The sequence below is a fragment of the Streptomyces sp. NPDC048277 genome, from assembly GCF_040652235.1.
In the GTDB taxonomy this organism is placed as follows: Bacteria; Actinomycetota; Actinomycetes; order Streptomycetales; family Streptomycetaceae; genus Streptomyces.
Genome location: NZ_JBEZLQ010000038.1, coordinates 65,507 through 82,290 on the forward strand (window position 1 = coordinate 65,507; position 16,784 = coordinate 82,290).

The 16,784-nt window shown below is 70.3% G+C and carries 14 protein-coding genes, 1 other RNA gene and 2 pseudogenes; 6 read left to right on the forward strand and 11 right to left on the reverse strand.

From position 1 onward, the window contains the following. The first annotated feature begins 35 nt into the window (after positions 1–35). From ssrA to AB0D85_RS47575, 4 genes are all read left to right on the forward strand, one after another. Positions 36–435: a transfer-messenger RNA gene (gene ssrA, locus AB0D85_RS47560) on the forward strand. A 100-nt stretch (positions 436–535) separates the two neighbouring features. Beyond that, positions 536–907 (forward strand): hypothetical protein, encoded by a 372-nt coding sequence (locus tag AB0D85_RS47565; RefSeq protein ID WP_362336262.1) that lies wholly within the window; start codon positions 536–538, stop codon positions 905–907. Between the two features lie 70 nt (positions 908–977). After that, positions 978–1,547, forward strand: coding sequence for a hypothetical protein (locus AB0D85_RS47570; protein ID WP_362336265.1), 570 nt, complete (start codon positions 978–980; stop codon positions 1,545–1,547). A 28-nt stretch (positions 1,548–1,575) separates the two neighbouring features. After that, positions 1,576–2,880: a hypothetical protein gene (locus AB0D85_RS47575; RefSeq protein ID WP_362336268.1), complete on the forward strand. Its 1,305-nt coding sequence runs from the start codon at positions 1,576–1,578 to the stop codon at positions 2,878–2,880. A 46-nt stretch (positions 2,881–2,926) separates the two neighbouring features. On the opposite strand, the gene AB0D85_RS47580 is transcribed toward AB0D85_RS47575, so the two are convergent. The 7 genes and pseudogenes from AB0D85_RS47580 to AB0D85_RS47610 all read right to left on the reverse strand — a co-directional run bounded on the left by AB0D85_RS47580 (position 2,927) and on the right by AB0D85_RS47610 (position 12,126). Next, complete coding sequence (locus tag AB0D85_RS47580) at positions 2,927–3,940, reverse strand: LacI family DNA-binding transcriptional regulator (RefSeq protein ID WP_362336271.1); 1,014 nt, start codon at positions 3,938–3,940, stop codon at positions 2,927–2,929. A gap of 2 nt (positions 3,941–3,942) precedes the next feature. Next, positions 3,943–6,192: pseudogene (gene yicI / locus AB0D85_RS47585) on the reverse strand (alpha-xylosidase); the annotation flags it as partial. Between the two features lie 16 nt (positions 6,193–6,208). Further along, entirely contained in the window at positions 6,209–7,030 is an 822-nt protein-coding gene (locus AB0D85_RS47590) for a carbohydrate ABC transporter permease (RefSeq protein WP_362336305.1), read from the reverse strand. A gap of 44 nt (positions 7,031–7,074) precedes the next feature. Further along, the gene (locus AB0D85_RS47595; protein ID WP_362336275.1) at positions 7,075–8,001 is read right to left on the reverse strand and encodes a sugar ABC transporter permease; all 927 of its coding nucleotides are present in this window, start codon (positions 7,999–8,001) and stop codon (positions 7,075–7,077) included. Continuing rightward, a complete protein-coding gene (locus AB0D85_RS47600; RefSeq protein WP_362336278.1) occupies positions 7,998–9,284 on the reverse strand; it encodes an extracellular solute-binding protein in 1,287 nt (428 codons plus the stop codon). Before AB0D85_RS47600 ends, AB0D85_RS47595 begins: the two co-directional genes overlap by 4 nt. A gap of 170 nt (positions 9,285–9,454) precedes the next feature. Further along, positions 9,455–10,831, reverse strand: a complete 1,377-nt coding sequence (locus tag AB0D85_RS47605) for an MFS transporter (RefSeq protein WP_362336281.1) — start codon at positions 10,829–10,831, stop codon at positions 9,455–9,457. Between the two features lie 131 nt (positions 10,832–10,962). Next, positions 10,963–12,126 (reverse strand): hypothetical protein, encoded by a 1,164-nt coding sequence (locus AB0D85_RS47610; RefSeq protein WP_362336284.1) that lies wholly within the window; start codon positions 12,124–12,126, stop codon positions 10,963–10,965. Between the two features lie 135 nt (positions 12,127–12,261). On the opposite strand from AB0D85_RS47610, the gene AB0D85_RS47615 reads away from it, so the two are divergent. Beyond that, positions 12,262–13,236 (forward strand): LysR family transcriptional regulator, encoded by a 975-nt coding sequence (locus AB0D85_RS47615; RefSeq protein ID WP_362336287.1) that lies wholly within the window; start codon positions 12,262–12,264, stop codon positions 13,234–13,236. Positions 13,237–14,024: 788 nt separating this feature from the next. Here the strand turns inward: AB0D85_RS47615 and AB0D85_RS47620 are convergent. Next, on the reverse strand, positions 14,025–14,501 hold the full coding sequence (locus tag AB0D85_RS47620; protein WP_362336290.1) for a hypothetical protein: 477 nt from the start codon (positions 14,499–14,501) through the stop codon (positions 14,025–14,027). A gap of 124 nt (positions 14,502–14,625) precedes the next feature. Here AB0D85_RS47620 and AB0D85_RS47625 point away from each other — a divergent pair. Beyond that, positions 14,626–14,780 (forward strand): annotated as a pseudogene (locus AB0D85_RS47625) (acyltransferase); the annotation flags it as partial. Positions 14,781–15,032: 252 nt separating this feature from the next. On the opposite strand, the gene AB0D85_RS47630 reads toward AB0D85_RS47625, so the two are convergent. The 3 genes from AB0D85_RS47630 to AB0D85_RS47640 form a co-directional block, all read right to left on the reverse strand. Then, the gene (locus tag AB0D85_RS47630) at positions 15,033–15,596 is read right to left on the reverse strand and encodes a HEAT repeat domain-containing protein (RefSeq protein ID WP_362336293.1); all 564 of its coding nucleotides are present in this window, start codon (positions 15,594–15,596) and stop codon (positions 15,033–15,035) included. 70 nt (positions 15,597–15,666) lie between these two features. Beyond that, a complete protein-coding gene (locus tag AB0D85_RS47635) occupies positions 15,667–16,098 on the reverse strand; it encodes a hypothetical protein (protein ID WP_362336296.1) in 432 nt (143 codons plus the stop codon). Positions 16,099–16,183: 85 nt separating this feature from the next. Continuing rightward, complete coding sequence (locus AB0D85_RS47640; protein ID WP_362336299.1) at positions 16,184–16,627, reverse strand: SUKH-3 domain-containing protein; 444 nt, start codon at positions 16,625–16,627, stop codon at positions 16,184–16,186. Between the last annotated feature and the right edge of the window lie 157 nt (positions 16,628–16,784).

Consider the following 16,784-nt stretch of genomic DNA (forward strand, 5'->3'; position numbering starts at 1 on the left):
GGGGGAAGCCGGTGTGAAGATTGAAAAATCAACATGGGGATGATCGGTTTCGACAGCGGATGTCGAGGCAGGGGAAGCGTGTCGAGAAAGCGGCCATGATCTCGTAAACCACAGGCCGAAAAAAATAATCGCCACTTCCAAGCGCGATTCCTCCCAGCAGGCCTTCGCCCTCGCTGCCTGATCTCAGGTAGCGACAGCGAGCCTCCTATACGGGAGTGTCAGCCCGGGGCTGTTCCCGACCCGGATCCTGGCATCAGCTAGGGGACTAAACCTTGATCCCGGTCACGGGGTGAAGAGGGAAATCTAACAGTGACTGGGCCCGTCGGCGACTTGTTCGCGTGATCGCCGGGGCCGAGAAAATCACAGCGAACTGCACACGGAGAAGCCCTGGTTCCGCACCGTTGGACGCGGGTTCGATTCCCGCCATCTCCACAGTCTCCATGTCGTACGAAGGCCCGGTGGTCACAGACCGCCGGGCCTTCGTCGTGTCTGCGGGGCCGCCGGGCATGTGAAGGTTGATCTCGGTCGGTCAAAAATGCTGCCACTCGGCGAACGCGTCAGCGGCCGGGGCTGGACGGTGGCGTCCGACCTGCGGCCCGGGGACAGCCTGCGCGGCCCGGACGGCAGTCTGCGCACGGTGGCCGCGCCGCTCGACCGGCACGAGGCGAAGCCCCGGACCGTGTACGACCTGACCGTGTCCGGCCTGCACACCTTCTACGCGGTGGCGGGCGGGACCCCGGTCCTGGTCCACAACTGCAACGACATCGTGCTCGACGGGCAGAAGTTCCCGAGCAGGAGGCGAAGGCGCTGTCCGCCGAAAAGACGCGCCGCAACGGGGGCGCGGAAACGCCGAACAGCGTGTGGGTCGACCAGGCGACGGCACAGAAGGTCGTCGACTACGCGCTGAGCGACAAGGCCAACATGATCAAGAACTGGATGAGAGGGTCCAAGAACGAGCTCTGAGGAGGTGACACACAGTGCGACGGTTCAGTGAGTTCGACTTCGGTGTCTCATGGGTGATGGGCTTCTTCCACCAGGACTGGGTCTACGACGTGCCCACGGACGCCGACGAGGAGGTGTCGGCGGTGCACCGCGACGCCCGGGCACTCCTCGACCACCTTCCCTCGGAGACGCTCGCGGTGCTGTGGACGGCCGGAGCGGAGTACCCGCCGAGCTTCGAGGGGACCACGGGATCGGAGTGGACGCGGACGGTCGTCGGCCTGTGTGAGGCCCGGCTGTCCGCGAAGACGGACGTACGCCCCCTCACCGGGGCCGACACGGAGGACGGCTTCGCCCACCGGGACGCCGTCGTCGCAGAGATCGAGCGGGTGGAGTTCCTGGCCGCCGAGGTCCGCGAGGCGCTCGTCGACTGTGCCCGCCACTGCACTCCGGACCTGGCGCTGCGGGTCCTGCTGAGGACCGTCGTGAACACGCCGAGGGAGTCGTTGTCCCCGGACCAGTACGAGCGGTTGGAGGCCATCGGATCGGCCCTCCACCACGGCGAGTACGTGGTGGACGCCGTCACGTTCATGGTCGATCAGGTCTAGCCGGCGGATCCGGGGCTGCGAGGAACTCATGGAAGAACAACGGGAAGCACGCTTCTGGAGATTCGAGGGGGACTTCGGGATCAGTCTGCTGATTCCGGAGCTCGGGACGGGGTCGGCGCCGGTGGTGCCGGACGGGGACGCCGACGACGCCCGTGCCCTGCGGGACGACGCCCGTCTGCTGCTGGACTCGGGCCTTCCGGCCGAGACCCTGCGGACGGTGTGGCGGGCCGCAGCGGGAGGCCAGGACTCCGGGCCGGACGTCCCCGGCCTGCTCCGCCGGATCGTGGAGTCGGCCGAGGACCGGATCGCCCGGGAAGCCGCCGGTCCCTCTTCGGGGGACCCGTTGTTCGACGGCGGACCGCCCATGGTCACGGTGGACGAACCGGCGATGAGGAAGGCCGTGTGCGCCGAGGTGAGAGCCGTGTCGCACCGGCTGACGGGCTCGGACGTCGGGGCCGCGCTGGAACGCGTGGCCGCCGAAGCGGACGCCGACCTCGGGTTCCGGCTGTTCCTGCGGGTGGTGAAGGCGACCTCGGTCGCCGCCACCATGGAGCGGTACGACCGGTACCGGACGATCGGTGAGGCGTTCGGCTATCCGGGGCGACTGGTGCACGACGGCCTCGATGTGCGCTGGCCCCGCTTCGACGACGTCACGCTGCCGCGGCGTTTCGAGTACGACTTCGGGTTCTCGTACCTCGCCGGACGATTCGACGGCGAGTGGCAGTACTCCTACACGGTCGACGAGGGCATTCGCGGTGTGGCCTCCGACTACGTCGGCCTTGTGCCGGGTACCTCGGCGTACGCGCTGCTGCAGGACGCACTGCGGCTGTCCCGGTCACCGATGTCCGACGACGCCCTCACCGCGCTCTGGCTGGGGGCGTCGGCCTATGGCTACGCCCCGCAGGACGAGGGCACCGGAGCGCGGCAGTGGCTCCACCGGATCGCGGAGGTGTGCGCCGGACGACTGCGGGAGATCGACCCAGGGTTCACCGTCGGCGCACCCCCGCCGGCCGGCCCGGAGACGCTGGACGCGGTCCTGCGGGAACTGCGCGAGATCGCCCCCGCCCTGACCCGCGCCGTGCACGACTACCCCTGGTACGGCGCCTCCACCAGCCCGTGGTTCGAACACTCCCGCACGGTGGTCCCCGCGCTCGAGCAGGTCGTCCGCCAGGTCGATCCCGACCTCGGCTTCCGTCTGCTGCTCAGATGCGTCAGGGCCTACGCCGCACCGGTCACCGATGAGCAGTACGCCCGCTGGACGGCGCTCGGCGACCGGTTCGGCTACGGCAGGGAACACGTCGCCGAGCTTGCCGATCCGCACGCGGAACGCTGACCACCCCTTCGGGAGGCCGACGGCGCCGGCCTCCACGGGCGTGCCGTCAGTGCGCCTCGCGCGGTGCCGTGCTCGCGCGTTCCGTCAGTCGGGGGGCGAGCAGGGTCGCCGCGGGTACGTCCGGGTCGCCGTCGAGTTGGCGCATCAGCAACTCCGCCGCCCGCTCGCCGAGTTCCGCGGCCGGCAGCGCCACCGAGGTCACCGGGACGCGCAGCCCCGCCGCCAGTTCGTCGGGGCAGATCGCGGTGATGGACAGGTCGGTGGGGACGCGGAGGCCGAGTTCCTCGAAGGCGTCGATCAACGGCTCCAGGACCGCCTCGTTGTGGACGACGACCCCCGTCAACGCCGGTTGCTCGCGGAGGAGTTGCTCGGCGACCTGCCTCGCCCCCGCCGGGGTCGCGGCGCAGGGGCGGACGGTGGACGTCATCCCGTTGCGGTCGGCGGCGGCCGTGAAGCCCTGGACGACCCGCTGGGCGAACGCGGTCTCCCGGACGTACACCTCCGGTGGCGACCCGACCAGCGCGACCACCCGGTGCCCCAGCCCCGCCAGCCGCTCCACGCACAGCTCACCGGCCGCCTTGAAGTCCAGGTCGACGCAGGTCAGGCCCTCGGCGGCGGCAGGGAAGCCGATCAGTACCGACGGCCGTTCCAGGGCGCGCAGCAGCGGCAGGCGGGGGTCGTGGAGCTGGACGTCCATCACGATCAGCGCGTCGACCAGGGCCGTGTCGGCGACCCGGTGCAGGCCCTCCTCGCCCTCCTCCTGGGTGAGGAGCAGCACGTCGTGGTCGTAGCGGCGCGCCGTCGTCACCACCGACACCGCGAACTGCATCACCACCGGGACGTGGATGCCGGTGCGTAAGGGGATCACCAGGGCGAGGACGTTGGAGCGGCTGCTGGCCAGGGCGCGGGCGCCGGCGTGCGGACGGTAGCCCAGCTCGCGGATGGAGGCCTGGATACGGCGCCGGGTCTCCTCGGAGATCGGGCGCTTGCCGCTGAGCGCGTAGGACACGGTGCTGGGGGAGACCCCGGCGTGCCGGGCCACGTCCGTGATCTTCACCATCAGCCCAGCTCCAGCGAGAGGAACCCGGTCCCGGCCGCGGCCCGCGCCGTCCGTTCCCCGGCTGCCAGGGCCCAGGGGGCGGCAGGATCACTGCACGAGGCCCGCAGCGTGTCGCCTTCGCGTACGACGGTGAAGGTGACGTCGCCGACCGGGACCGTGACCTGGGCGCCGCGCTCCAGGCCGTAGGCCCGCAGGGTCACCCCGTCGGCGTGGTCGTAGTCCGGGCGGTCGGCCACCGCGCCGACCGGGATGACCGCGCCCGGGCGGACCAGCAGGGGGACGCTGAGGAAGTCGTGGCGCTCGCGGACCCAGCCGGGGCCGGTGACCGTCCGGCCGGTCAGGAAGTGGGTCCAGGTGCCGCGCGGACAGTAGTACGTCACCTGCCCCTCGTCATCGAACACGGGCGCCACCAGCACATCCGCCCCCAACATGTACTGCCGCTCCACATGCGCGCACCCCGGATCCTCCGGGAACTCCAGCACCATCGCCCGCATCACCGGCACCCCCTCCGCCGAAGCGGTGCGCGCGGCCTCGTACAGATACGGCATCAGGCTCAGCTTCAGCCGCGTGAAGTGCCGCAGCACGTCCACCGACTCCTCGTCGAACAGCCACGGCACCCGGTACGACGACGAGCCGTGCAGCCTGCTGTGGGAGGAGAGGAGCCCGAAGGCCAGCCACCGCTTGAACAGGGCCGGGGTCGGGGTGCCCTCGAAGCCGCCGATGTCGTGGCTCCAGTAGCCGAACCCGGACAGGCCGAGCGAGAGTCCGCCGCGCAGCGACTCGGCCATCGACTCGTAGGTGGCCTCGCAGTCGCCGCCCCAGTGCACCGGGTACTTCTGGCTGCCGGTCGTCGCGGACCGGGCGAAGACGACCGCCTCGCTCTCGCCCCGGTGCTTGCGCAGCACCTCGAAGACGGTCCGGTTGTACAGGTACGTGTAGTAGTTGTGCATCCGCTCCGGGTCCGAGCCGTCGGACCAGGCCACGTCCACCGGCACCCGTTCCCCGAAGTCGGTCTTGAAGCAGTCGACGCCCTGGGCGAGCAGGGCCTCCAGCTTGGCCGCGTACCAGTCGCGCGCCGCCGGGGACGTGAAGTCCACCAGTGCCATCCCCGGCTGCCACAGATCCCACTGCCACACGCTCCCGTCCGGCCGCCGCAGCAGGTGTCCCAGCGCCTTCCCCTCGGCGAACAGCGGCGACCGCTGGGCGATGTACGGGTTGATCCACACGCACACCCGCAGCCCGCGCTCGTGCAGCCGCCCCAGCATCCCCTCCGGGTCCGGGAACACCCGCGGATCCCACTGGAAGTCGCACCAGTTGAACTCCCGCATCCAGAAGCAGTCGAAGTGGAAGACGGAGAGCGGGAGTTCGCGTTCCCGCATGCCGTCGATGAAGGACGTGACCGTCTTCTCGTCGTAGGAGGTGGTGAAGGAGGTCGACAGCCACAGGCCGAAGGACCAGGCGGGCGGGAGCGCCGGGCGGCCGGTCAGGGCCGTGTACGTGCGCAGGATGTCCTTGGGGGTGGGGCCGTGGATGACGTAGTACGTCAACTGCTGTGATTCCACGCTGAACTGGACTCGTGACACCGCCTCCGAGCCGACCTCGAACGACACCTTCCCGGGATGGTCGACGAAGACGCCGTACCCCGCGTCCGTCAGGTAGAACGGGACGTTCTTGTAGGCCTGTTCGGTGGCCGTGCCGCCGTCGGCGTTCCAGATGTCGACGACCTGGCCGTTCTTGACCAGCGGGCCGAAGCGTTCGCCGAGGCCGTAGACCGAGGTGCCGACGCTGAGGCCCAGTTGCTCCCGCAGATAGTGGGCGCCGGTGGCCGCGTCCCGCATGATGCCCATGCCCTTGGGGCCGCTGGAGGTCAGGACGCGACCGCCGGCGAGGAAGTCGAGCCGCCAGGGCGCGGTACGGCTCAGCCGCAGCGTCAGCGACCCGGAGGTCAGGGTCGCGTACTCGTCGTCGTACGACACCTGGGAGGCGAAGTCGCCTTTGTGGAGCTCGAATCGGGGGCCGCGGGGCTGCTCGCCCTCGAAGTGCGTGAAGGTGACGCCGATGACACCGGGCATGGGCGTGTGGGCGCTGATCGTCACGACCGGTCCCTTCAGCAGGTCGCCGCGGTGGCGGATGGGCTGGGTCGGCGCGTGGATCTCCAGCGCGCCCTCCGTGGCGGTGACGTCGAGGACCTCGACCGGATGGGCCGCGGTGACGCCCTCGCGGAGCAGCCAGTAGCCGTCGGTGAACTTCAAACCCCACACCCTTTCGTCATTTGACCGCCCCCGCCGCAATGCCCCGGGTGAGGGTGCGCTGGAAGACGAGGAAGAAGACGATGGCCGGGAGGACGCCGAGCAGGGCGGCCGCGTTGGTCATCGTGGCGTCCATCAGGCGCTGGCCCTGGAGGACGCCGAGGGCGACGGAGACCGTCTGGTTGTCGTTGGAGATCAGCATGACCAGCGGCAGCAGGAACTCGTTCCAGGTCCAGATGAAGAAGAAGACCAGGAGCACGCCGAGGGTCGGGCGGCTGACCGGGACGACGATCCGGACCAGGATCTGCCACTTGTTCGCGCCGTCGATCCGGGCCGCCTCGACGATCTCGCGCGGGAACTGGCCGAGGACGGCGGAGAGCAGATACGTCCCGAACGCCGACTGGATCACCGTGAACACGATGATCACGCTGAGCCGGGTGTCGTACAGGCCGGCCTGCTTGCTCAGGTAGTAGAGCGGGTAGACCAGCGCCTCCTGCGGCAGCATGTTGGCGAGGACGAAGAAGGCCAGCACCCAGGTACGGCCCCTGATCCGGCCGACACCGATCGCGTACGCGTTGAGGACGGAGAGGGCGGTGGCGAGCAGGGCCACCGAGCCGCTGATGAGGGTGGAGTTGACGAGCTTCTGGGTGTAGTCGACGCGCTGCCAGAAGTCCTTGAGGCCGTCCAGGTAGAGGCCGTGGGGGAGGCTGAGCGGGCCGTTCTGCGAGTACTCCGCCGGGGACTTCACCGCGTTGACCGCCACGATCAGGAACGGGACGACCATGAAGAGGGCGGCGAGGCAGAGGGCGAGGAGGACCGGGTAGCGGCGCAGGGCGGTCATGCGGCGGGGCGCAGGGCGGGCCATAGGGCGGCTCGTATGCCGGGTCATACGGCCTCCGCGCGGTTCTGCAGCTTCAGGCCGATCATCGCCAGCGCCAGGATGATCACGGTGAGAACCGTGGAGATCGCCGAGCCGTAGCCGACCTGGGTCTTCTCGAAGAACGTGGTGAAGGAAAAGTAGGAGGGCACGTCGGTGGCACCGCCCGGGCCGCCCTTCGTCAGGACGTACACCGCGCCGAAGACCTTGAGCGCGGCGATCGTGCACCAGGTCAGGACGACGTACACCTCGGGGCGGATCTGCGGCAGCGTGATGTGCCAGAAACGGCGCCACCAGCCGGCGCCGTCCAGCTCGGCCGCCTCGTACAGCTGGGGGTCGACGCGGCCGAGTCCGGCCATGAAGACGACCAGCGGGAAGCCGAGCTGGACCCAGACCAGCACGCCCATCACGGTGTAGAGCGCGAGGTCCGGGTCGCCGAGCCAGTCCTGCTGCCAGGAGCCGAGGCCGATGGCCTTCAGGAAGGCGTTGAGGGAGCCGTTGTCCGGGGCCAGGATCCAGCTCCAGACGATGCCGGCGACCGCGACCGGCAGCACCTGGGGGAGGTAGAAGCAGGCGCGCAGGATCGCGGCGATCCGGGTGCCGAAGTGCTTGCCGATGTAGTCGAACAGGGCGGCGGCGAGGACGAGTCCGAGCGCGGTCGGGACCGCCGCCATCGCGACGACCATGAAGAGGCTGTGCCGGAAGGACGCCCAGAACTCCGCATCGTGCAGCAGTTCGCGGTAGTTGGCGAGCCCGGACCACTTCGGGCTGCCCACGCCCTGCCAGTCGGTGAAGCTCACGCCCGTGTTCATCAGGAACGGCACGATGACGACGGCGAGGAAGGCGAGGGCGCCGGGGAGCAGGAAGAGGGCGTACGAGTCCCGGGGGCGGCGCCCGTGATCTGTGGTGCGCCGCCCTTCGAAGGTGACCGTCACTTCGAGCCCTTGTCGTACGCCGTCTGGAGGTTGCTCAGATAGGCGTCCGGTTTCTCGCTGCCCGTGATCAGCTTCTGGGTCTCGGAGACGAGCGTGTCGTAGAAGCCGGCGATCGGCCAGTCCGGGTAGAAGGCCAGGCCGTCACGCTTGCTGACGGTGTTGAAGTTGGCGATGAGCTCCTTGGACTTGGGGTCGGTGATGGCGCTCGGGTCGGCCGCGACCGGGACTCCGCCCTTGTTGCCGAGCAGGTTCTGGATCTTCTTCGACATGGTGATGTCGATGAAGTCGTAGGCGAGATCCTTGTTCTTGGAGTTCTTCGGTACGACCCAGAGGTTGCCGCCGGAGCCGAGGGTGAGGTTCGAGCCGGGCCACAGGAAGCTGCCCCAGCCGAACTTGGCCTCCGACTGGAAGCGGCCGTACCACCAGCTGCCGGAGAACAGGATCGGCGCCTTGCCCTGGATGAAGGAGACACCGGCCTGCTCGGCGGTCGTACCGCTGGACGTCTTCGCGATGTAGCCCTTCTTCACCCAGTCGGCGAAGGTGTCGGCCGCGTACGTCCAGGCCTGGTCGTGGAAGTCGACCTTGCCCTTGTACAGCTCGTAGGAGTCGACCCACGAGCGGTCGGCCTTCGACAGCGCCAGCTGGTAGAGGTACTGCTGGGCCATGTACTCGGAGCCCGCGTTCGCCAGCGGGGTGACCTTGTTCCGGGCGAACGTGTCCATCGCCGCCGTCAGGTCGTCGAACGTCTTCGGTTCGGCGATCCCGTACTTCTTGAACAGGTCCTTGTTGTAGTAAACCATCGTGTACTCGGCGTAGTTGGGCACTCCGTACCATTTCCCGGAGCCCATCACGCCGTCGGCGTCGTACTGGCTGGTGGTGCGCACGCCCGCGCTGAGCTTCTTGTCCCAGCCGCGCCGGGCCGCCTCGGCGGTCAGATCGGTGAGCAGGCCCTGCTTGGAGAGGAGCCCCGCCGTCGCGTTGCCCTTGTTGTACTCCATGATGTCGGGGGCGTCGGAGGAGTTGAGGACCATCTGCGCGGTCTTCTGGATCTGCTCGAAGCTCTTCTCCTCGTACTTCACCTTGACGCCCGGGTGGGTCGCCTCGAACTCCTTGATGGCCTCGTTCCAGGCGATGCCCATCGCGCTGGTCGGCCCCTCGTAGTGCCACAGCCGCAGTGTCTTCGCGTCGGACGTACTGCCGCCCGAGCCGCCGCAGGAGGTGAGCAGCAGTGATCCGGCGAGGATCACCGCCGCGGTCGCCGTTCGCCTTCGTGCCGTCAACATCCAGTGCCTCCAAGGGAGTCGGATGGATGGTGCTCGTCCCGAACCAGTCCCGAACCAGTCCCGTACTCGTTCCGAACTCGTTCCGAACCGGACCGTCCCGCGTCGAATCGGTTCGATGCCGGACGTCGAAGCGCTTCGACGGAGGAAGGTATGCGCGGGCTGTGGAGGCGTCAATGGGTCCGGCGGGAATCGAGGGAAGCGATTCGACGCGTGGCGGCGAGCAGCGGGGTGCCGACCGTGTCGATCAGAAGGGCTGTGACGGCCGCCGCGACCGGGGCGGTGTAGGCCGCCGTCGGAGAGAGGTGCTCCGCCGCCCAGCCGCCGAACGCGGAGCCGCAGGCGATGCCGGTCAGCAGGGCGGTGACGACCAGGCTCATCCCCTCGTTGAGGCGGCCCGCCGGGGTGCGGTCCTGGACCAGGGTCATCGCGGTCACCATGGTCGGCGCGGTCGCCGTACCGGCCGCGAGCAGGGCGGGGGCGAGGGCCCAGAGGGAGTCGAGGGTGCGGGCCGCGAGGAGCGGGAGGGACATCAGGGCCGCCATCGACAACAGGCAGACCGACAGCCGCCGTTCGACCGGTCCCGCCGGCCTGAGCGCCCCGTACACCAGCCCCGCCGCGCAGGAGCCGGCCGCCTGGAGGGCGAGCACGGCACCGGCCGCCGAGCGGTGGCCCTGAGCGTCGGCGTAGGCGATCGTCACCACCTCCATCGAACCGAACACCGCGCCGGTCGCGACGAAACAGGCGAGGAGTGAGGTGATGCGCAGCGGTGTTCTCGCGGTGCTCGTGGTGCCCCGGGGCGGTGGCTCGGTCGCCCGCTGGGCGGCGAACAGCAGCACACCGGACAGCAGCAGCGCGGCCCCGACGAGGGTGCCGGCCTCCGGGAAGAACGTGCCGGTCAGGAAGGACGCGAGCACCGGGCCGAGCATGAAGGCGAGTTCGTCGGCGGCCTGTTCGAAGGAGTTCGCGGTGTGCAGGGCGCCCGGGTCGGCGCGCAGTAGATGGGCCCAGCGGGCGCGGGACATGCCGCCGATGTTGGGGGTGGTCGCGGTGGCCGCGTAGGCGGCGAACAGGGTCCAGTCCGGGGCGCCGTACCGGACGCAGAGCAGCAGGGCGAGGCTGCCGAGGACGGCGGTGACGGTCGCGGGTACGGCCACCCGGGCCTGCCCGTACCGGTCGACGAGCCGCGCGATCCACGGCCCGGCCAGCCCGGTGGCCGCGAGGCCGGTCGCGGTGACCGCGCCGGCGAGGGCGTACGAGCCGCGCGAACCGGCGATCATCACGACCGCGCTCACGCTGAACATGCCCATGGGGAGGCGGGCCAGCAGATTCCCGGCGGTGAAGGCGCGGGTGCCGGGGAGCGCGAAGAGCCGGCGGTACGGGCCCGGCGGGCGGCGGTGGTTCCGGGTGCGGGTGCGGGTGCGAGTGCGGGTTGTGGAGCGGGTGCTGAAGCGGGGGCCGAAGTCGACGGTGACGAGGGTGTCGGCGGTGAGGGTGTGGATCTTCGTGGGAGCGGGTTCCGCGGGAACGGGTTCGGTCGGTTGCGGCATGGGGACCACGGTCGCCCGGAGACGATCAGGGGGTCCAACACCTTGTCCGCGCCGATTCACGCACTCCGGTTGTGAGTTCGCCGATGCGGAGAGGTAAACGGAGGGGAGGTCGGAGAGGCAGGCGGGTGTCGCTACTTCGGGCTGAAGGCGATCAGCGAGGTGTAGTCGGATCCGGCGTTGAATTCGAGCCGTTGGGTGCCCGTCGGCGAACCGATCCCGCTCAGCGGCAGCGTCCAGGTGTGCGTCGAGCCGCTGACCGTGTGCTTCGGACGGGGCGCGATCTCGGTCCAGCTCCAGTCGGCCGACCGGCTCCGGTAGAGGCTGCCGTTCTCGATCATGTAGTCGGCGCCCAGGGCCGAGGGCGACGGATAGGGGAGCTGGTAACCGGTCCCGGTGTCGCCGTCGGTGTTGAAGAAGGCGTGGTAGAAGGACTGCCGGGTGTGGAAGGTGACGCGAAGGGTGACGGTTCCGGACGACAGGCAGACGCTGTAGTCGGTGATGGCGCCCGAGCCCTGGGCGGAGACGCAGGAGGAACCGCCGGCGCCGCCGCCCGATACGGCCCGGGCCTTGCCGGTGCCGTCGGCCGAAGCGGTGGACGGGGTGGCGTGGGCGGGGGTGCCGCCGTCCTTGGCCGAGCCACCGGCCGACGACCGAGGCGAGGCGCCGGTGGCGTCCGCCGCCGGTGACGCGGAGCGCGCGGTGGACGGCGAGGCGGACGCCGACACGGACGGCGGGGGCGGGCCGAGCAGGCTCGGTGTGCCGTCGTACGAGCCGCCGTCGCCCGCTGTGCCCGGCACGGTGCCGGGCATCGAACTCGACGGCCGTGTGCCGTGGTCACCGCCGTTGCCGATGAGGAAGGCGCCTCCGACCAGCGCGGCCACGGCCACGGACGCCCCGACCAGGAGCACGGCCTTGGGCAACCGGCGGCGGGGCGCGGGGCGGAGGGCGGTTCCGGTGCCCGGGCCGGTGCCGGTTCCGGCTGCGTGGGCGTCCGCGCGGCCCGTCGGTGTACCCGTGCCCGTACCGGTGGTCCTCCGGCCCGGCGTGCTCTCCGCCGCGAACGCGGCCGCCGCCGCGGACATGGGCACCGCGGTGGCGTCGGGCTGGGCCCCGGGGGCGGAGTCGTCCTCGGATCCGGAGTCCGGCGCGGTGGGGGAGGCTGACGCCGCGGCGATGGCCGACGGTCCCTTCGGCCGCCGGGGCAGCGGAGACGGCACTGTTCTCGCGTCCTTCCAGGGGGCGGTGGCGAACGCGTCCGGCGGCGCCAGGGCGCCGATAGTACTGGTGTCGGCCATGGATCCCGGCGGGCCGCGTTGTCACATTGTTGTCGCGCAGGTGGCCAAGTGGCCCAGGGGACCCCAGGGGGAAGCCCCAGGGGGAAGCCCCAGGGGAAGCCTTGGGTGCGGTTCCGGAACCGGTAGGTTCGCCCGATGCCCGCTTCTCCCGCGCACATAGATCCTCGGTTGCTCCGCGTCTTCGTGACCGTCGCCGAGGAACTGCACTTCACCCGCGCCGCCGCCCGGCTGTACGTCGCCCAGCAGGCGCTCAGCCGCGATGTGCGGCGGCTGGAGCGGGAGTTGGGCGCCGAGCTGTTCGTCCGCAGCACCCGGCAGGTCACCCTGACCGCGGACGGTGCCCGGCTGCTGCCGTACGCCCGTCGGGTGCTGGCCGCGCAGGACGCGCTGCTCGCCGCGTTCGGGCAGGCCAGGGCGCTGCTGGTGGACCTCAACTCCCCGGGCCTGGAGACCGGCCGCCGGGTGCTGCACCGCGCCCGTGAACTCGCCCCCGACTGCGAGCTGATGGCCCGCTACGAGAGCGGGCTCACCGGAGCCGCGGCCGAACTCCTCGCCGGGCGGCTGGACGCGTCCTTCGGGCGGTTCGCGGGACTGGATCCGGCACTGCGCTCCGGGCTCGAACATCAGCCCGTACGGTTCGAACCCATGGCCGTAATTCTCCCCTCCGATCATCGGCTGGCGGCCCTGGACGCGGTCCCGTTGGCCGCGCTGGCGGGCGAGACGGTGTACGCCGGTGCGGGCAACGAACGCACCCTGGAATGGACCGACCTGGCCTTTCGTCTCTTCGAAGGGCCAGGTATCGCGGTCGCGCCGCCCCTGCCGCTGGCCGTGGGGGAGGAGGAATTCGAACGCATCATGGCCAAGACCCGGAATCCGATCCTCGGGGTAGTGGGTTTTCCGGCCATACCCGGGACGGTCTCGCGCCCCCTGGTCGATCCGGTCCCGTTGTCGCCCGTGTCGCTGGTGTGGCGAAAGGGGCTGGTCCATCCGGGAGTCGATGCGCTGCGGCGCGCGGCCGCGGAGTTCGGGCGGGCGGAAGGGTGGCTTCAGCGGCCGGCCGAGGGATGGGTTCCGGCCAGTGATCAAGAGGTGATGGACGACCACAAATGACACATCGAGAACACGGCACCCCCTCGTGCGCTAGCTTCATGGCCCCGAGCGCGGAGAGCTGGAAGGGGGCGCTCGGAACCGGGTGGGGGCCTGGTTCCGTCGACGTGTGCTCGGGTTCGTCAACGCGCCCGGAACAATCCCGTGAGGGGATGTACGCGCGTGGAAAATTGGCGAGAAGAGACCCAACCGGAATCGCCCGAGGTCGCCCTGGACGGCCGGGACATTCCGGTGACGGGGGGAGACGAGCCGGAGGAGAACGCTCCGGGCACTGACGGTTCCGGTGATGGCTCCGCCCCCCGTTCTGCCACCCGCTCCGCCGACGGTTTCGAGGCGACCGAGGTGTTACGGGTCGGCTCGTTACGGGACCCCTGGAGCGGCGCGGAGCCGGTTCCGGGGACTGGGGATGGTGGCGGGTCGGTTCCGGGGACCGGGGGTGGCGGCGGGTCGGTTCCGGTGCGTGTGCGTGGCGCCGAGTCGGCGTCGGCCCCGGTGCAGGGCGCCTGGCCGGCCCTGGCTCCGGCCTCGGCCTTTGCGCTCGGCCCCCGGTCGGCCCCGGCCTCTGCGCATGACCCCAGTGAGGTGGCCGTCCGGAACGAGATCGGTGCCGTACGGATACGTCCCGGTGCCGCGGGTGCCTCCGACACCGCACCTGTCTTCGGGACCGCCTCCGACGCGGCACCCGTCTTCGCGACGGCCTCCGACGCGCCGCCCGTCTTAGCCGACGCGTCGGGGCGCCGCAGCCGGCGGTTCCGCAGGTTCGGGATGGCCGTCGGCCTCGCCTGTGCGGTCTACGCCGTCGTCATCGTCGTAACCCTGCTGTCCGGAGCCTCCGACGTGCCCTGGCTGCCGGTGCCGGGGCAGCACGACGGCAAGCCGGCCGGCAGGGTCGACGACTCGCCGCGGCCCGCGAGGTCCCCCCGGTCCCCGGGTGACGGCGACTCGGTGGCCGCCCCGGTCGCGGGCGCCGGTACGACCCCGTCGGCCGACGCCTCCTCCCGGGCGCCCCGGGCAGGGGAGACGGGAGCCGTCCGGCCGAGCACGTCGGCGTCCACGCGGCCGACGTCGTCCGCGGGGGCGACGGGCTCCTCCCCGAAGCCGGGGTCGTCGTCCGCGGACGCCTCGCCGTCCTCGGCGGCGCCCTCCCCGGACGCCCCCGCCTCGTCGGCGTCGTCGCTCCCGGCCTCGCCCAGCGACTCGGCCGCCCCGACCGGCGGCCCGGTCGCGGAGGGCGCGGCCCCGCGCGTCGCACCGTCCGCCGCACCCATCGTTTGATGGCGCCCCGCCCCGTCGCCTGATGGCGCCCCCCACCCGTCGTCGCAGGACCCGTCCGCGGCATCCGGAACCCGTGGCAGCAGTTCCGGGCGCCGCCGTCTGTCCATGCGCCTGACCCTGCTGCTGTGGGCATTCCTCAAGGCACCGCTGCCGACGGTCCTGGCCCCCTGGCCCTGACGGTGCTGATCGCCACGGCCCTGGTCTCCGTCCCCGGCGAGACGGGCAACGCGGTGATCGACTTCGCGGTGTACGGCGGCTGCTGGATCCTGGGCAAGAACGCGACGGGGGTCTGGGAGCTCATGAAGATCGCGTCGACTCGCGGCGCCGACAAATGCCAGCCTTGAGGGCGGCACTGCTCACCCAAACGGGTTTACGTCGAGTTCCCGGTTGCCCAGCTGCCCGGTTCCCCGACGGCGATCCAGGCCGCGAGGTCGAAGTTGCTGTTCGGTGCGTCGTCCGTAGGCGCGGATCGGCTCGCGATGATCAGCCGGGCAGGGGCCATCTGTTCGGGTGCCGGGCGGCCGTTACGATCCGCCGAGCATCTGGTCCTCGTCGAAGCCGAGTTCGTCCTCTATTCCCAGTTCCTCTGCGGCATGCCAACGCAATGGGTCGGGCCAGGTGTCCGGGTCTCCTGTGGCGATGCCGCGCAGGAAGTCGGCAGCTTCGGGAGTGCCGATCTCGCCGAGCGTCTGGATGGCCTTGACGCAGAAGGTGAAGAAGGGGCCGTCGGTCGTCTTCCGTTCACGCACCAGGGCGGCGACCGGTGCCGCTCCCTCCGGCGCCCGCAGTGCGCCGAGCAGGTCGACCAGGTCTTCCGCGTTGACGTCTGTGGGACGTGCGGTCAGCACCCCCGCCAGGATCGGCCCGAGTCCCTCGCGGTGGAGGTGGAGCGCCAGCCCCGCGAGCCGCTCGAAACGCCGCCAGTCCCCTTCGGCAGAGGTGATCCGCAGCCAGCCGAGGATGCGCTCTCGTGCCACAGGCACCGCGGCCGCGGCCTCCTCGGCCCGCTCGGCGCTGATGTATCCGCCGATGACGAGGGAGTCCACCCGCTCCAGGAGAGCGAGATCGGCCGCCGATCCAGCCGGCATGCGCGTCCTTCCGTAGTCCGGACCCGGGTTTTGACCGCGGTCTGCTCAGGTCCTCCGTGCACGGCGCACGTCAGAGCGGAGCGAGGTCGTCCGAAAAGGGGGCGCGGTCGTCTCCCCAGTGGAACGTGTAGCCTCCCTTGGCCGAATCGAAGGACACGCGCAGCCCGTGATCGGGTAGGTCAAAGTGCTGTCTGAGCCAGCCGTCCATGGCGAATGCCGCCACCTTCGACCGGAAATGGGCGAGAGGGTAGGTGAAAGACGTGACTCTGACGGTCAGACCGTCGGGGTACCGGGACACGAGAGCGGGCGCGTTCAGCGCCAGGCCGTAGGAAAGCCAGGAAGCGTCCCGCCAGTGAACTCCGGCGGGCGGGATCAGGCGCAGCTTCCTGTCGATCTGCAGGAAGAACGCGTCCTCGGCGTCCGTGGGGGAGTACTCGGCCGTCAGGTCGGCCGCGAGGCCGCCCAGCGGGCTCCGGAAGCGGTATTCGAACGTGCTGCTCATCAGATCGGTCCTTAACCCCTCGTCGTTCGACCGACCGGCGCCATCTGGTCTACCAAGCTCTCCCGCTCGCGCAGCGTCCGCCGGGCTATCGAATCCCCTCGATGAGTTTCTCCAGCGCCCTGTCAGCTGTTTCCGCGAGCAGCCTGGCGTTGTCCATGCCGATGTAGACGGCGCCGTTCGGTGCCATGCCCAGGTAGCTGTTGCGGCGGTCGGTCGCCCCGATCGGGTAGAGAGAGGCACCGACCTCTTCGCTGAGCATGTCGAAGATCTCGTCGTCCCATTCGGCAACGGTGGGGTCCAAGCTGAATCCCACGCGGAACATCGTCTTCCCCGGTCCCCGATCGTTGCTCTCCAGCCCGCCGAACTCTGTGAGAAAGCGCCACGCGGCCTCGTGGATTTCGAAGCTGCCGTGCTCCCGGAGCCTGGTCTCCCACTCCTGGGTGGGCACCGAACGGTCGGGGTGCCAGCCCACCTCCCGCAACAGGCGTTCCGTCTCCGCCGACCAGCGGGGTGTGATCTCTGCGTCCATCTCAAGGTCACCGCCCTGATCCCGAGTTGATCAAGCACATGTTGGCACGGAGAACATTGGCGTCTGGCCGGAAAATCACAGGAAACGCGGGCGCGCTGATGCCTGTTCCGTGCTCAGGGTGTTGGTGGCGGACGTGGGGACGGGTGTCCGGTCAGGC

Bases quoted from the DNA above. Each gene is read 5' to 3' on its own strand.
- AB0D85_RS47610 (WP_362336284.1), bottom strand. From the start codon at position 12,126: ATGGCCGACACCAGTACTATCGGCGCCCTGGCGCCGCCGGACGCGTTC.
- AB0D85_RS47615 (WP_362336287.1), top strand. From the start codon at position 12,262: ATGCCCGCTTCTCCCGCGCACATAGATCCTCGGTTGCTCCGCGTCTTC.
- AB0D85_RS47605 (WP_362336281.1), bottom strand. From the start codon at position 10,831: ATGCCGCAACCGACCGAACCCGTTCCCGCGGAACCCGCTCCCACGAAG.
- AB0D85_RS47630 (WP_362336293.1), bottom strand. From the start codon at position 15,596: ATGCCGGCTGGATCGGCGGCCGATCTCGCTCTCCTGGAGCGGGTGGAC.
- AB0D85_RS47565 (WP_362336262.1), top strand. From the start codon at position 536: ATGCTGCCACTCGGCGAACGCGTCAGCGGCCGGGGCTGGACGGTGGCG.
- AB0D85_RS47590 (WP_362336305.1), bottom strand. From the start codon at position 7,030: ATGACCGCCCTGCGCCGCTACCCGGTCCTCCTCGCCCTCTGCCTCGCC.
- AB0D85_RS47575 (WP_362336268.1), top strand. From the start codon at position 1,576: ATGGAAGAACAACGGGAAGCACGCTTCTGGAGATTCGAGGGGGACTTC.
- AB0D85_RS47580 (WP_362336271.1), bottom strand. From the start codon at position 3,940: ATGGTGAAGATCACGGACGTGGCCCGGCACGCCGGGGTCTCCCCCAGC.
- AB0D85_RS47640 (WP_362336299.1), bottom strand. From the start codon at position 16,627: ATGGACGCAGAGATCACACCCCGCTGGTCGGCGGAGACGGAACGCCTG.
- AB0D85_RS47620 (WP_362336290.1), bottom strand. From the start codon at position 14,501: ATGGGTGCGGCGGACGGTGCGACGCGCGGGGCCGCGCCCTCCGCGACC.
- AB0D85_RS47635 (WP_362336296.1), bottom strand. From the start codon at position 16,098: ATGAGCAGCACGTTCGAATACCGCTTCCGGAGCCCGCTGGGCGGCCTC.
- AB0D85_RS47600 (WP_362336278.1), bottom strand. From the start codon at position 9,284: ATGTTGACGGCACGAAGGCGAACGGCGACCGCGGCGGTGATCCTCGCC.